Source organism: Accumulibacter sp. (assembly GCF_031732815.1).
Taxonomy (GTDB): Bacteria; Pseudomonadota; Gammaproteobacteria; order Burkholderiales; family Rhodocyclaceae; genus Accumulibacter.
On sequence record NZ_JAVMKF010000316.1, the window covers coordinates 1 to 14,427 of the forward strand.

At 64.1% G+C, this 14,427-nt stretch carries 11 protein-coding genes; 5 read left to right on the forward strand and 6 right to left on the reverse strand.

Annotation, left to right across the window (positions count from 1 at the left end; genetic code table 11):
• Positions 1-200: 200 nt before the first annotated feature.
• The 4 genes from RKP46_RS19080 to RKP46_RS19095 all read right to left on the reverse strand — a co-directional run bounded on the left by RKP46_RS19080 (position 201) and on the right by RKP46_RS19095 (position 6,917).
• Positions 201-1,517 (reverse strand): ATP-binding protein, encoded by a 1,317-nt coding sequence (locus RKP46_RS19080; protein WP_311108085.1) that lies wholly within the window; start codon positions 1,515-1,517, stop codon positions 201-203.
• Positions 1,517-2,410, reverse strand: coding sequence for a PAS domain S-box protein (locus RKP46_RS19085; RefSeq protein ID WP_311108086.1), 894 nt, complete (start codon positions 2,408-2,410; stop codon positions 1,517-1,519). The genes RKP46_RS19080 and RKP46_RS19085 overlap by 1 nt, the downstream gene beginning before the upstream one ends.
• Positions 2,411-2,829: 419 nt before the next feature.
• Positions 2,830-5,649: a response regulator gene (locus RKP46_RS19090; protein ID WP_311108087.1), complete on the reverse strand. Its 2,820-nt coding sequence runs from the start codon at positions 5,647-5,649 to the stop codon at positions 2,830-2,832.
• A 1,073-nt stretch (positions 5,650-6,722) separates the two neighbouring features.
• Positions 6,723-6,917: a hypothetical protein gene (locus RKP46_RS19095; protein WP_311108088.1), complete on the reverse strand. Its 195-nt coding sequence runs from the start codon at positions 6,915-6,917 to the stop codon at positions 6,723-6,725.
• A gap of 180 nt (positions 6,918-7,097) precedes the next feature.
• Here RKP46_RS19095 and RKP46_RS19100 point away from each other — a divergent pair, with 180 nt between their 5' ends.
• The 5 genes from RKP46_RS19100 to RKP46_RS19120 all read left to right on the forward strand — a co-directional run bounded on the left by RKP46_RS19100 (position 7,098) and on the right by RKP46_RS19120 (position 9,815).
• Positions 7,098-8,072, forward strand: coding sequence for a M35 family metallo-endopeptidase (locus tag RKP46_RS19100; protein ID WP_311108089.1), 975 nt, complete (start codon positions 7,098-7,100; stop codon positions 8,070-8,072).
• Between the two features lie 59 nt (positions 8,073-8,131).
• Positions 8,132-8,473, forward strand: a complete 342-nt coding sequence (locus tag RKP46_RS19105) for a hypothetical protein (RefSeq protein WP_311108090.1) — start codon at positions 8,132-8,134, stop codon at positions 8,471-8,473.
• Between the two features lie 47 nt (positions 8,474-8,520).
• The gene (locus RKP46_RS19110; protein WP_311108091.1) at positions 8,521-8,895 is read left to right on the forward strand and encodes a hypothetical protein; all 375 of its coding nucleotides are present in this window, start codon (positions 8,521-8,523) and stop codon (positions 8,893-8,895) included.
• 103 nt (positions 8,896-8,998) lie between these two features.
• Positions 8,999-9,196 carry a hypothetical protein gene (locus RKP46_RS19115; protein WP_311108092.1) on the forward strand — a complete coding sequence of 66 codons (198 nt, stop codon included), beginning with the start codon at positions 8,999-9,001 and terminating at the stop codon, positions 9,194-9,196.
• 166 nt (positions 9,197-9,362) lie between these two features.
• Entirely contained in the window at positions 9,363-9,815 is a 453-nt protein-coding gene (locus RKP46_RS19120; protein WP_311108093.1) for a hypothetical protein, read from the forward strand.
• Here the strand turns inward: RKP46_RS19120 and RKP46_RS19125 are convergent.
• Positions 9,809-10,702, reverse strand: coding sequence for a class I SAM-dependent methyltransferase (locus tag RKP46_RS19125; RefSeq protein ID WP_311108094.1), 894 nt, complete (start codon positions 10,700-10,702; stop codon positions 9,809-9,811). The genes RKP46_RS19120 and RKP46_RS19125 overlap by 7 nt on opposite strands.
• Positions 10,703-10,796: 94 nt before the next feature.
• On the reverse strand, positions 10,797-14,366 hold the full coding sequence (locus RKP46_RS19130) for an indolepyruvate ferredoxin oxidoreductase family protein (RefSeq protein WP_311108095.1): 3,570 nt from the start codon (positions 14,364-14,366) through the stop codon (positions 10,797-10,799).
• Positions 14,367-14,427 lie beyond the last annotated feature (61 nt).

The window sequence follows — 14,427 nt, forward strand, 5'->3', positions numbered from 1 at the left end:
CCGCGCGGGCTCAATCATCTGCCCGACGACCTGTTGCAATTGGCCATCGAGGAACGCCGATGAGCCGTCGCCGCAACAGCCTCTTCCCCGGGGGCCTCTCCGACGAAGAGTCTTGAATGGGGCAGGACGTAACAACAAGATCAGCACCGGCGTTCTACGTGGTCATGTTGATCCCACTGTGGCGACGACGGGCGATATGATTAGGTCCCGGTCCAGGCATCAGCCGCCTCGCACAGCCCAAGCAACTCTTCGAAGCGCATTTCCTTCACCTGTCTGCCGAGCTCAGCGCCCAGTTCGGGATCGAGGGCGGCGACCTGTTCCGCCAGCTCGCCGCAACGCGCGCCGTCAAGGACCAGCAAGGCTTCGCGCAGGTGCGCGCGCAAGGCCGCAGGGAGCGCGCGCAGGCGCGCGGCGTCGAGCGCCGTGTGCAGTTCTGGCGCGAACCGCCCGGCATAGGCGAATTCGAGCTTCAGATGGCGGCCGATGAGCTCAAACAGATCGGCGTCGCGAATGGGCTTACGCAGAAACTCGTCGCAGCCGGCGGCCAGCACCTCATCGCGCTGTTCCTCGAAGGCACTGGCGGTGACCGCGATGATCGGCGTTCGGCAACCCGTTTCCTCGGCGCGGATGCACCGTGCTACTTCATAGCCGTCCATCTTGGGCATGCGCATGTCCAGCAGGATCAGATCGGGCTGCTCGTCGTGCCAGCGGGCCAGCGCTTGCTCGCCATCGGCTGCCTCGATCAGCGCGAAACCCAGCGGTTTGAGGTTCTTGATCAAGAGCTGGCGGTTGGTCTCGATGTCGTCGACGATCAGCACGCGATAGCGCGGCTGGCCGGGTTCGAGTCCGATCACCAGGCGCTGCGCCTTGGCTTGGCCAACGGCACCTTCCAGCACCTCGAAGCTCAGCTCGAAGCTGAAGCGGCTGCCTTGGCCGGGCGTACTTTGCACCGTGATATCGCCGCCCATCAACTGTACGTGCTGTCGGCTGATCGCCAGCCCCAGTCCGCTGCCTTCCTGGGAATTAACGCCGGCGAGCGCCTGCGAGAAGGGCTGGAACAACTTCGCCTGTTCCTCGGCGGCAATACCCGGCCCGGTATCAGTGACAGCAAAGCGCAGCCGACAGTGTCCGCCTTGCTCGGCGCGCAGGGTGTCCACGGTCAGCAGCACGCTGCCCTGCTGGGTGAATTTGACGGCGTTGCCCACCAGGTTGATCAAGACCTGGCGCAGCTTGGTGGCGTCGGCGCGCACGTGGCGCGGGGCATCCGCCCAATGCACCTGCAGCGACAGGTTCTTGCGAGTGGCGCGCTCGCGCAACAGCTGGCGGAGTTCGTCGAGCAGGGCGTGCAGGTCGCAGTCGGTGGGCTGACAGGTGGCGCGGCCGGACTCGATCTTGGAGATTTCCAGCACGTCGTTGATCAGCCCGAGCAGATGCTCGCCGCTGCGGTGTATGGTGGCGAGGTTCTCGGCCTGCTCAGCCGTCAGCCGGGCGCGGCCCGTGCGCGCTTCGCGCCGCATCAGGTCGGCGAAACCGAGAATGGCGTCAAGGGTGTGCGCAACTCGTGGCTCATGTTGGCCAGAAACGCCGACTTGGCGCGGTTGGCGGCTTCGGCTGCCATCTTTGCATCGAGAATGGCGTCCAGCGTGGCCTTGCGTTGCGTGATGTCGCGAAAGACGACGATCGCGCCGACCATGGCAAAACCTTGCTTGAGGGGGGTTGTCGAGTATTCGACAGGGATACTGGATCCGTCTTTGCGCCAGAAGACCTCGGAATCGACGGTGCGGGGTTGACCATCCTGAAAGGTCTGGTAGCTTGCACATTCGGACTCGGGGAACGGAGTTCCGTCAGCATACGAATGATGGGCGAGGTGGTGCATTTTCCGTCCCAGCATTTCCGCCTCGGCATATCCGAGGAGAGACGCAGCGGCGGGGTTGCTGAAGGTGATTTCGCCGTTGGCATTGGTCCCGATGATGCCGTCGCTGACGGAGGAGAGGATGAGCCGGTGTCGTGTTTCCGTGCTGCGAAGCTCTTCAGTGATGTGTTGGACTTTTTGCTCCGCAGAGTTCGCGTAGTCGAGCATGCCTTGAAAGTCGACAAGGTGAACGGGTTCATCCCCTTCGATCCAGGCGTCGTGCCCGGGCGGAAGCATGGAGACCTCCCCGGCTTTCACCACATGGCGGACGCCGTCCTGCTCGACAATCATGACGCCCGACATGTGGTATTGCAGGTGCGGGGCTTGGCACAGCTCGGTATGGACGATGGGCTTGACGGAGTCGGACCATCTCCATCCCGGTTCGAAGGTCGCGCGTCCGATGACAGTTCCTCCGACTTCAATGAGCTCGACGCGGCCTTTCGGGAAGGTGCGAACCTCGACCGGTTGGTTGAAACTCCTTACCTCGACCTTCTTCATGACTGCCAGTCCTTCTCTTATCACTTCGACGGCCGCCACACCAGACCGAGCTGGGTTGGGCGTCGGAGTCGTCGCTGTTCGCTTGTCATCCGATCGAACCGGCAGATCGTGGGCGGCAACAGATTGTGGAGACCGGTGGAACACCGTTGGCCCAGGCCGTACCCCTGGCCAGCCGTTACCTGTAGCCTGGGGGGCCCGATGGGAAGTCGAAACGCAGTCATTGGCCGAACTCCTCAATCAGCTTCAGCAGCAGTTTGATACGCATCGCCTGCTCTCGCTCCCGAGTTCAGGAAAGAGCGACATATTGGGCGACGAAAGCCTCGATTGTCAGGGCTTGCGCGGCAGCGCGCTGCATCGCCGATGCGGCGGCTTCGGCATGTACCTGGTCGAGCCTCAGCGGCCGTGAGGCGCTTGCTTTCTCAGCTTGCTTGAACCCTTGCACGGCGAGTTGCCTCATCGCCTCGCAATGCCTTGTCGATTCCCGCGTAATCGAAGTTATCGGCCTGCTTACGCAGGGCTTGAGCCAAGGTTGTATCCAGAGCTTCGATTTGTCTGATCAGGTCGTCAATGCGCGCGGTGTCCAGCGTCACCAGGGCGTCGGCCAGATCGCGCCGCAAGGCCTGCGGTAGCGCCGCCAAAGCCGCTTGAAGCAGCGCCGGTACTGTCGGGGTGGCAGGCGCGCCGTGCCCGGTCTCCCGGCGCCGGAAGCGCACGCCCAACAGGCGCTCCAGGCAGCCGAATATCTCCTCTGGGCGATATGGCTTGTGTACGACTTCGTCCATCCCCGCTTCGAGCATCTCACCGCGCTGCTCGGCGAACACCGAGGCGGTCAGGGCGACAATTCTGACCGCCTCGCCCCCCGCCAGCGCCCGAATCCGTCGTGTGGCTTCCAACCCGTCCAGCATCGGCATGCGGCGATCCATCCAGACGAAATGCGGATGCCAAGCCTGGTACTGCTCGATTCCCTCCACCCCGTTCGCTGCCGTCCGGACATGAAAGCCGGCACGCTCCAACAAACGTGCGAGTAGCAGGGTGTCTTCTGGCTGGTCCTCGACGATCAGAATCCGCCACCTCGGTTGGTCAGGGAGCAAGCCAAGCACCTCACCGGGCGATTCCTCGGTCCCCGCTAGCTCGCCGCCGTTCAGGATTTCTACCGGCAGGTCAATCCAGAACCGACTGCCGTGGCCCAGCTCGCTGACCACGCCGATCCGGCCCCCCATCAGTTCGACAAACTGCCGGCAGATCGCCAACCCCAAGCCAGTGCCTCTCCGGGCTGACATCTGGTGGCCCTGCACGAACGGCTCGAACACGCGTGCCTGGTCCTCCGCTGCAATACCTGGCCCGGTGTCTTCCACCTCGATCAATAGCCGGGGCTCGTCCGGGTCAACCCCGGCACCGAGCCGCAGGGTGACGTTCCCCCGCTCGGTGAACTTGATCGCGTTGCCAAGCAGGTTCACCAGCACTTGGCGCAACCGAATTTCGTCGCCCCGAATGTACCGCGGCGTCCGCGACGAGCGCTCCAAGCCCAGCGCCAAGCCTTTCTCGCGGGCGCGCTGGCCCATCATCAGCATGATGTCGTCCACGATCACGCCGAGGTCCAGCGGGGCCTTCTCCCACTGAATGCGCCCGGCCTCGATCTTGGCCATGTCCAGTATGTCGTTGATCAATCCCAGCAGGTGCGCACCACTGCGGTTGACGATGTCGAGGTGCTCCCGGTCGCGACCGAGCAGACTGGAGCCGCGCCGCATCAGTTCCGTGAAGCCCAATATCGCGTTTAATGGCGTGCGCAGCTCATGGCTCATATTGGCCAGGAACACCGATTTCGCCCGGTTGGCCGATTCCGCTTGCTCCTTGGCCGCCACCAGTTCCGCCGTGCGTTGCTCGACCAGGTCCTCCAGACGGTCCCGGTAGGCGAGCAATTCCGCTTCCGCTCGCTTGCGGTCGGTGATGTCATTGAAGATGGCCAGCGATTTGTCCCCGATCAAGGCGCTGATCACGTGTGCTATCCGCACCGCGCCGTCGCGGCAGGTGATATGGGCTTCGTTGAGAACGAAATCGGATCCCTTCTGCCTGGCGCTTTCCATGCCCAGGAGCCAGAGATCGAGCAACTCCTGGCGATAGACGGGATCAGGGTAGGCGCGCTGGAACCAGTCATTGACGTGCGGCAGTTCCTCGGGCTGATAGCCGAAAAGCTCGATGAACCGGGGGTTGAGATATTCGATGTTGCCCTCCGCACCGGCGACGCCGATCGCCATCGGCAAGGCTTCGATCATGCGGCGGAACTTCGCCTCGTTGTCGCGCAGCGCGTCCTCCATCTGCTTGCGCTCGGTGATGTCCCGGCCAACGCCAACAATGGCTACGACCTGGCCATTGTCGTCGAGCACCGACTGGTCGGCCCAGCCGAACCAGCGCCAGCCGGCCTGGGTCAGGGCGCGCTGTTCGTGATAATCCCGGTAGGGCGGCCGGAACAGATCCTCCATCGATTTGGCGGTCGACTCGCGGTCGTCCTCATGCACCAGTGGCATGAAAGTCCGACCCAGGAGCTCAGCCTCCGTCTTACCGAAAACGTGGCAGTAAGAAGGACTGACGAACAGAAAATGGTTTTCCGGATCGACCTTGACGATCAGATCGGTTTGATTATCGATCAGCAGCCGGTATTTCTCCTCGTTGGTTCGTCGAGCAGCTTCGCTCTGGATCTTCTCGGCAAGTTCGGCCTTGAGTTCGGCATTGGCCCGGATCAGATCGGCGGTGCGCTCGGCGACACGCTCTTCGAGCCGCTGGTTCAGTTCCAGCAAGGCGGTTTCGGCGCGTTGGCGTTCGGCGATTTCGGCTTGCAGCGCCCTGTTCTGGGCTTCGATGCGCGCCTGCAGGCGATGCAGTCGAAGTTGGGCGTCGATCCGCGCGAACACCTCCCCGGCCTGGTAGGGCTTGGTAATGAAATCCACGCCGCCCACGGCAAATGCCTCGATCTTGTTGGCCGTTTCGTTGGCGCCGCTGAGGAAGATCACCGGCACCCGGGCAGAGCGTTTGTCGGCCTTCAGACGGCGGCAGACCTCGTAACCGTCCATGCCCGGCATTTGCACATCCAGCAGCACCAGATCGGGCAGATCGATGGCAACGGCGGCCAAGGCGGATGGGCCGTCGAGCACCGGGCGAACCCCAAACCCCTGCTCCGACAACAGCCGCGCCAATAGCCGCAGACCGTCCTTGCTGTGGTCAACCGCCAGAATGCTGGCCAATGGTTGTGGGTGTGCTCCAGGCATCTCAAACGCTCCAGCGCTTTCACCAGCCCCAGGATGTGTATACCCAGTTTGGCTATTCTTATCTTTGTAATAGCCATTATCGGCGTTTAATCATCCGGTCGCAATTCCCTCAAGCTGGAACGACATGCCGCGCCTGGTGCACCAAGGCGCTCCCTACGAATGCCCATTCGAGGAGGGCCGCCCGGATCACGATGTCCGACTTGCGCAGAAGCGGGATTGGTTGCAGCCTGGTGTTGCGTCTTCCTCTCCCAGAGGGCTGAGGCGCTCGCTTATCCTGCCAACGGAGAGAACTTGAGAAGCAGCGCGTACTGAAGCGGGCTGAGACACTTGGGGAGCAGGGAGGGCTGGAGCAGCTTTGCTGTCGTGGGAAGCTTGACGAGCACCCGGAGAGCAAGGAGCCCATCTGGATGCGGCGAATTCCTGCGGCTCGCCGCGGGCTGGGGCCTTTCAGGGGTCCTGCACGCGGCGCTTGCGGTTTGCTGGCGAAAGCCGGCTTTCCGTGCTGTGCGGAGTGCCCATGAACGAAACCGATCTGCAAGTGCGGTTTTGCTGCTTTGTCCTGGCTCGGCTGATCAGCCAGCAACAGGAACCGCGGGGCGAGTTGCGGAGGACGCTGCGTCAGCTCGCGACTCGCGGCTTCGACGCTCTGATCCCCAACGGAGGACCGATCGCTGCCAGTCGCCACGCTTCGCCGCCGTCCAGACGCTGATTCTCGCCGCCGAGCGCGCCAACCTCCTGTTCGATTCGCCAGATCCAGCGCCTGCTCGAGGTTGCCGGCACCGTCGCGGGCGGGACCCGCTCGCGTTCGAGCCTCGCCCACGGCGCTTTCTGATGCAAACTGACGCCGGTGTGTGAATGCTTCGCGCGGTTGAGCGAACACGGATTCAAGCGAGTCGACTGCCTGCGGACCTTGCTCACCGATTCGGAGCAGGAGGCACTGCCTCAGGCGAGCAAGAGGCTGCCCGACACTCGGCGCGCATTCTGCGTACTACCCGGCGTCTGGCGGTACCGCGGAGGCGAGCATCTGCCCGACGGGCTGCTGCAATTGGTCATCGAGGAATGGCAGGGCTTGATTTATCGGAGAGCATTTGCTGTTCAAACAAACGGGGTCGAATTTTCCAGTTCGTGGTCGCTTTCGTTTCGATGCCGTACGACTGCGCCGCTTTCGCCAAAGGCTTTTCGAGCTTCAGCGCCGCCAGCGCCGTCGCTCGCCAGAGCTTGCCGCATGGCAGAATCATTGCCATCCCTGAAACCGTGTATAGAAAGAGGGTATGATTGTTTCGTGCTGGTGTGAGTCCGATCATCGTCCGATTGAGGAGTAGCAAATGAACAAGTTCTCGGAGGCTTTTGAGGCGGGGCGTGCAGCCATGGCAGGCGGCGCACTGGCCGGCAGCTTCGTCGATCTAAAGCCAGGGTTGGCACGCGTGTTCGGCGCCGATGGGCCCGCGCAAGGTGAAGCCGAGCAACTGGACAACCTGCGCAAGTTGATCGAGACCGGGAAGAAGGCGCTTGTCGGTGTCGAGACGAATGCTGCCAAGGCGGAAGCCAAGGTGATCGTCGATGGCGCTGGCGAGGCGCACCATAGAGCAGAGCGCGCCGCAACGCTGAAGATGTTGCGTCACCTGTACCGAGAGAAAAGTACTGGCGGACAGACGATCTGGGTCTATGCGCCGCCCATGGCCTATACGAAGTGGATTTTCGACGAAGTTGCCGGGGCTTCGGCGCCGATTCTGGAGGCGCTGCTGGCCAAACCGGCGACCGAGGTCTACTCAGCTGAACAGCGCGTCGTAATGGCCGCGGCGATCCAGGAGGCGCGTGCCGTGACGCTGGCGGTAGCCACCAAGCTGGGCGCTGCCAGCGATGTCACCAGGAGCGTGGTACGCCGCTATTTCGGCAAGGCGGACAGTACCGAGAAGAACATCATCGCCACGATGAACACGCTGGCCGCGGGTTACCAGAAGATCGCGAACGCCTGCAACGGCGGATCCATCGTCATTTCGGACGAGCCCGTCGACCGCAACAGCGGTGGTTGGAAGGACTGGGCGTTCATCTACACGAGCGAGAAGATGCCGGTCATTTACCTCCAGGGCGCGTGGCTTGCCAAGGCAGACCAGGTCGGGCCGTCCAACCAGAGCCCGTTGTACCGCTGTGTGCGCACCATCATTCACGAGCTTTCTCACAAGGAAGTGGGCACCGAAGACATCGTTTACGGTCCCAAGGGACTGATGCCCGAGGGCTCATCGGCGCTCACCGCCGAGTATGCCTTGCACAACGCCGACAGCTGGGCCTACTTCGCGGTCGACCTCTTGGGTTACCTGACCGGGCCTGACAAGGAGAACGGCAAGACTGCGAGCAAGGCGATTCTCCAAGTGCCAACGCGCAGCCTGACTGCCGTATGACGGGCATGGTCGTGCGCTGGTCAGGAAATGCAATCATAGGCTGAGAGAGGGACTTGACGATGGACGACGCACCCGAAAAGGAGCGCAGAGAAATACCCGAGCCGGCGCCGGTCGTGGTCGGCGGAATGCGATACGAAGCCGTGCCATGGGGGCGTATGCGTGGCCTTGGACAGAATGGTGGCTACCTCGCGGCTTACGATGTGGCGAGCGGCCGGGAGCTGTGGCTGTTCAAGGTGTACGACGTAAAGTACCGACCGGAAATGGAAGAGGACAAGCAGGACGTCTTCATCGAGGACCTCGCCCTGGATGCGCAGGGTCGCTTGCGGGTGACTGACGAGCGTGGCGAAGTCTATCGCGTGGACTTGGCGCAACCCGCTTTGCTTGCCGACTCCGAGGACTAGCTATGGGAGGATTGCGGCGGCGAGAGGAAGTTTGCCTGGCTGCGGCGATGCTTCTGGCGCTAGGCGCGGGCGGCTGCCTGGCTGGCGATGGCGGCGAAAAGGAGCGTGCGGAAGTTCCTGAAGCGGTGAGCGCCGTGCACGCTGGCGTGCGCTACGAGGCGGTCATCTGGGGTCGTGCCCGTGGCCTTGCGCAGAATGGCGGTTACGTCGTAGCGGTCGACGCAAAGACCGGGAAGGAGCTTTGGCTCGTGCAGGTCTACGCGGCAGCCGCCGACGACGGCAAGGAATCCGACAAGCGCGACGTTTTCATCACCGAGCTCAAGTTCGAAGCTGATGGTCGTCACCTGCGCGTCACGAACGAGCGCGGTGCGACCTTCCGCGTCGACACGCGTACGCGCAAGGTCACGCTCCAGCGGTCATGACCAGCGAAAGGCTGCGCACGAAGCGAGCGGATCGGCAGGCATCGACCGCCGCCGCCGGGCGGGTTACACTTGCTTCCTGCTCACAACCTGCGGCTAGGAATCGATGCCACGCCTTCTCCTCACTGGTCTGCTTTCGCTGCTCTCGGTCGGGTGCTCCGTCGTAGCCGTTGCCGATGCTGCGGTGAGCGTAGTTGCGACAACCGTCAAAGTGGGAGCGAAAGTCGTGGAAACGACGGTGGACGTTACCGCCGCGGGTGTCAAGGCGGTGGCGGGAACGTCGGAGAGCAAGGAGAAAGAGTGACGGTTGCAGGAATCGCCCGCTGACGCGCCAGTGGGCGGGGTAGGGGTCGGCCAGCTCGCCGGTCGTTAGCGCGTGTCGGTTGGGCAGGGCGAGGCCGGTTACAAATGCTTACCATCGACCTTGCGCTTTCAGTCATCGGACCGCCTGAGGCGTCGTTATTCTGCTTATGAAAACGACCCCTGCCTCCCTCTGTCTGGCGCTGAGTCTTGCACTCGGCTTATCCACCCCGGCTTTCGCTGATCGGGACTACTACCGCGACGACTTCGGTCGGCAGCGCGGCTACCATGCCGATGGGGAACGCCATCATCACCGGTCGCGGCATGCGCGCAGTGATCGCTGGGTGGCTCCCTTGGCGATTCTTGCGCTGACCGGAATCGCGGTCGGAATCGCTGCATCGACGCAGAGCCCGCCGCCACGCCCGGTCTATGTCGAGCCGCCACCGCCACCGCCGCGGGTGTATGCGCCGGCCTATTCACCAGCCTATGCCCCGGTCTACGGTCCAGCGTACGGCACGGTGTATGCGCCTGCCCCGGTTTATGTCGCGCCGCCGCGGCCACCGCGCTTCGCGCCGCCGCCGGCGGTGTATGCTCCACCACCGGGGACCTACCGGGTCTACTGAGCGGGCGTGACGCTGGTCTCTTTCCCCCCGGAAACAAGCGACACGCCGGGCAGGCGGTAGCAGTAAAGCTGAGTTTGCCGGTGGTCGGCGACCGCGACGACGCTCGTCGCGGCTACCCCGGGGATCGGGAAACTGTTGCTGATCAGAAGGCTGCCAGGCCGCATTTCGCGCTGCGCCTTTTCCCAGAGCGCTGCCATCGGCGCCGGTGACAGGAAAGCATAGACGATGTCGAAAGCCGCCAACCGGGTCTGCCACAGGTTGCCCCAGACCCATTGGCAGTTGGCCAGGCTCTGCGTGCGCAGGCGGCCGATCAGCCAGCTTGCCGGCGCGTTCTCGATACCGGTAAAGTGGCCTGTCGGGCGCCTGCGCGCGAGCCGCCGAACGACGCTGCCGATCCCGGCACCCAGGTCGACGAAGCGCACAGCGGCGTCATCCTTCGTCAGCTCGTCAAGCACAGCAGCCGTCTGTGCGTTCGACAGGTAGAGCGGCACCTGTCCGCTCAGGGCTCCCCGATAGACCAGCAGCAGCCCGATGAACAGCAACAGAAACCAGCCGGGGTCGATACCCAGGCGAGCGACGCTCCAGGCGAGCGGCGCAAACGCCAGATGGATCAGCCACCACCACCACGCCTGGCGGGTCAGCACGGCAAGCAAGCCGGCAACGCCGCCAATCGCGCAAGCGGTTGCCGGCCACGGCAGTGCTTCGCCGCGGATGCCGTAGTACGGCCAGGCAAGTGAAAGGACGGCGAGCGCAGCGGCGGCTTGCAAGGCAAGCTGACGCAGGTGCGGACGGGCCGCCGGCGGATCGCCGGCGGCGGCCGGCGCGGGCGCATCGCTGGGCGCGTCGCCGGGCGTTGCGGGCTTCGGTTCAGCAGCAGACTTGGACAATGAACACTCGCGCGAGGGACGATCCGGCATTGTACGGTCAATCGGCGGATCGCCGTGGACGGCGGTCCGCCTGGCGCGCGGCGACTTGCTCGCGTCAGCCCGCGGCATTGGCAAGGAGGGCGCGGCGGAGCGCCGCTCGCCGCTCGCGGGTCTGTTCGGCGGCCTGCGCCTTGACGTGCGCAAAGCCGCGAATCTGTTCAGGCAGGCTGGCCAGCTCTATCGCTGTGTGCAGCTTTGCTTCGTCGGTCGGCGTCAGCGTCTGCAGGATGAGTTCGATGTCAGACTCGTAGTCGGCCAGCAACTGCCGCTCCAGGCGGCGTTCGGTGCTGTGCGCAAAGGGATCGAAAAACGTCCCGCGGAGGAACCTGAGGTGCCGCAACAGGGCAAAGACGCGCAGCATCCAAGAAGCATAGGCGCGCTTTTCGATCCTGCCGGTGACGCGGTCGGGTCGGGCGAAGAGCGGCGGAGCAAGGTGGAAGCACAGACTGAAGTCTCCCTCGAACTCGCCGCGCAGGGCCTCGGCGAACGCCGGATCGCTATGCAGGCGAGCCACTTCGTATTCGTCCTTGTACGCCAGCAGTTTGTAGTAGTTGCGCGCGACCGCTTCGCCGAGTGCGCTCGACTGACGACGATGAGCGCTCTCCGCATGGCGCACGCGGTCGAGCAGCACGCTGTAACGCTCGGCGTAGCGCGCGTTCTGGTAGGCGGTCAGGGCTTCCCGCCGGCGCCGGATAATCTCGTCGAGCGTGTTTGTGGGATTCTGCCCTTCGGCTGTTTGCCGGCCCTTGCTCGCCGGTTCGCTCAGGCGACGCACGCGGTCGCCGTCGTGCGCCGCCCAGCGGCCCCAGACGAAGGCTTCGCGGTTGCGCTCGGCGGCCGTGCCATTGAGCTCGATCGCCTGTTCAAGCGCCGCCAGCGAGACCGGCACCAGGCCGCGTTGCCAGGCCACTCCGAGCATGAACAGATTGGTGTAGATCGTGTTGCCGAGCAGGCGGCGAGCCAGATCGGCTGCGTCGAGGAAGAGCGTCTGGCCGGCGCCGCAGGCATCGTCGAGCAGCGCGCGCAACTGTGCTTGCGGGAACTGCCAGTCGGGGTTGCGCGTAAACTCGGCAGTGGGTGTCTCGGCGACGTTCACGACGGCGCGCGTCTTGCCGGCAACGACTTTCGACAGCGCCTCGGCGCTTGCCGCAACGACCAGATCGCCACCGATCAGGGCGTCTGCTTCACCAGTGGCAATGCGCGCCGCGTGCAGGTCTTCCGGTCGGTCGGCGATGCGCAGGTGGGCGAAGACGGCACCGAACTTCTGCGCCAAGCCGGTCATGTCGAGAACGGAAACGCCCTTGCCATCGAGGTGTGCGGCCATCCCGAGGACGGCCCCGAGGGTGACGATGCCGGTGCCGCCAACGCCGGTGAGCAGGATGTTGAACGGCTTATTAGTGTCGGGCAGCGACGGGGTGGGCAGGTCGCCGAGGCCGCCTCCACCGGTATCGATTGCCTGTCCGGCACGCAAGCGGCCGCCTTCGACGGTGACCAGACTGGGACAGAAGCCGTTCAGGCACGAGAAGTCCTTGTTGCACGACGACTGGTCGATTGCCCGCTTGCGGCCGAATTCGGTATCGAGCGGAATCACTGACAGACAGTTTGATTGAACGCTGCAGTCGCCGCAGCCTTCGCACACCGCCGGGTTGATGACGACGCGGCGTGGCGGGTCGGCGAGCTTGCCGCGCTTGCGCCGGCGGCGCTTCTCGGTGGCGCAGGTTTGCGCGTAGATCAGCGCCGAAACGCCGACATGGCGGCGCAGCTCACGCTGCACGGCGTCGAGCTCGCGGCGGTGATGAACCGGCGTGTTTGGCGCCAGATCGTGCAGCTTGCCGTAGTACTCCGGTTCGTCAGTGACGATGACGATCTTCCCGACGCCTTCGGCCGCCAGTTGGCGGGTCATTTGTCCGACGCTCAGGCTGCCGTCGACCGGCTGGCCACCGGTCATCGCGACGGCGTCGTTGTAGAGGATCTTGTAGGTGATCGAAACACCGGCTGCGACCGCCTGGCGAATCGCCAGCAGGCCGGAGTGGAAGTAGGTCCCGTCGCCGAGGTTGGCGAAGACGTGCTTCTCGTTCGAAAACGGCGCCTGGCCAACCCAGGTAGCACCTTCGCCTCCCATGTGCGTGAAGGTCGCCGTGTTGCGGTCCATCCAGGTAACCATGTAGTGACAGCCGATGCCAGCGACGGCACGTGAACCGGCGGGAACGTGCGTCGAGGTATTGTGCGGACAGCCCGAACAGAAGTAGGGAATCCGCTGAATCGGCAGGCCACTGCTCCCGGTCGTCGGCACACTGGCCGGGCTCAGCGCCTTTTGCTTGGCTTCGATCAGCGCCATCCGGGCTTGAATGGTCGGCGAGGTGAAGAAGCGGCCGATGCGCGCGGCGAGCGCGCGCGCCACCTGGGCCACCGACAGCTCGCCGGCCGCCGGCAGCAGCCAGTCGCCGTGCGTCAGGTGACCGCTGCCGGTTGGCAGCAGCGACCACTCGCCCTTGTCGTCGAACTTGCCAACGACACGCGGGCGAACGTCCTCGCGCCAGTTGTAGAGTTCCTCCTTGAGTTGATACTCCAGCAGTTGCCGCTTTTCCTCGACGACGAGGATCTCTTCCAGGCCTTCGGCAAAGCGGCGCACGCCGTCAGCTTCGAGCGGCCAGACCATGCCGATCTTGTACAGGCGCAGACCGATCTGCGCCGCCAGTTGCTCGTCGATGCCCAGTTCGTCGAGCGCCTGGCGAACGTCGAGATACGCCTTGCCAGCAGTGATGATTCCCAGACGCGCCGGGCTTGCCGGGTCATTGCTGTCGATGACGATCCGGTTCAGCCGGTTGGCGCGGCAATAGGCCAGCGCGGCGTAGAGCTTGCTGTTGATCAGGCGCGCTTCCTGCTGCAAGGGCGGGTCGGGCCAGCGAATGTTCAGCCCGTTCGGATCATTCGCCGGCATGGCGAAATCATCCGGCAGGCGGATCGCCGGCGAGAGCGGATCGATGCTCACCGAAGCCGACGTTTCGACGGTGTCGGCAAGCGCCTTCATGACCACCCAGCAACCCGAGTAGCGGCTCATCGCCCAGCCGTGCAGGCCGTAGTCGAGGTATTCCTGCAGGTTGGCCGGGTAGAGCACGGGCATCATTACTGCCTTGAACACGTGCTCGGTCTGGTGCGGCAGCGTCGACGACTTGGCGGCGTGGTCGTCGCCAGCAATCACCAGAACACCGCCGAGCCTTGCCGTTCCGGCAGCGTTGGCGTGCCGGAAGACGTCGCCGCAGCGATCGACACCAGGTCCCTTGCCGTACCACATGGCGAAGACGCCGTCGTATCTGGCACCGGGGAAGAGCTTGATCTGCTGTGTTCCCCAGACTGCGGTCGCCGCCAGATCCTCATTGACCGCGGGCTGGAAGACGATATTGGCCGCTTCGAGGTACTGCCTGGCGCGCCAGAAGGCCTGGTCCACCGACCCCAGCGGACTGCCGCGGTAGCCCGAGACAAAGCCTGCCGTGTTCAATCCGGCGGCGAGGTCGCGCTGGCGCTGCAACATCGGCAGGCGAACGAGTGCTTGCGTGCCGGTCAGAAAAACGCGGCCCGAGGTAGCCGTATAGCGGTCGTCGAGCGTGATCGATAGATCGGTCATGACATCTCCTCCTCCAGGACAGCAGACGGCGGGCGGTCAGCACAGCGCATGGGCTCGAGCA

What these genes read in the sequence shown, in the direction of transcription:
- RKP46_RS19080 (WP_311108085.1), bottom strand. Translation starts at nt 1,517, where the DNA reads ATGCGGCGCGAAGCGCGCACGGGCCGCGCCCGGCTGACGGCTGAGCAG.
- RKP46_RS19085 (WP_311108086.1), bottom strand. Translation starts at nt 2,410, where the DNA reads ATGAAGAAGGTCGAGGTAAGGAGTTTCAACCAACCGGTCGAGGTTCGC.
- RKP46_RS19095 (WP_311108088.1), bottom strand. Translation starts at nt 6,917, where the DNA reads ATGGCAATGATTCTGCCATGCGGCAAGCTCTGGCGAGCGACGGCGCTG.
- RKP46_RS19105 (WP_311108090.1), top strand. Translation starts at nt 8,132, where the DNA reads ATGGACGACGCACCCGAAAAGGAGCGCAGAGAAATACCCGAGCCGGCG.
- RKP46_RS19110 (WP_311108091.1), top strand. Translation starts at nt 8,521, where the DNA reads ATGCTTCTGGCGCTAGGCGCGGGCGGCTGCCTGGCTGGCGATGGCGGC.
- RKP46_RS19115 (WP_311108092.1), top strand. Translation starts at nt 8,999, where the DNA reads ATGCCACGCCTTCTCCTCACTGGTCTGCTTTCGCTGCTCTCGGTCGGG.
- RKP46_RS19120 (WP_311108093.1), top strand. Translation starts at nt 9,363, where the DNA reads ATGAAAACGACCCCTGCCTCCCTCTGTCTGGCGCTGAGTCTTGCACTC.
- RKP46_RS19130 (WP_311108095.1), bottom strand. Translation starts at nt 14,366, where the DNA reads ATGACCGATCTATCGATCACGCTCGACGACCGCTATACGGCTACCTCG.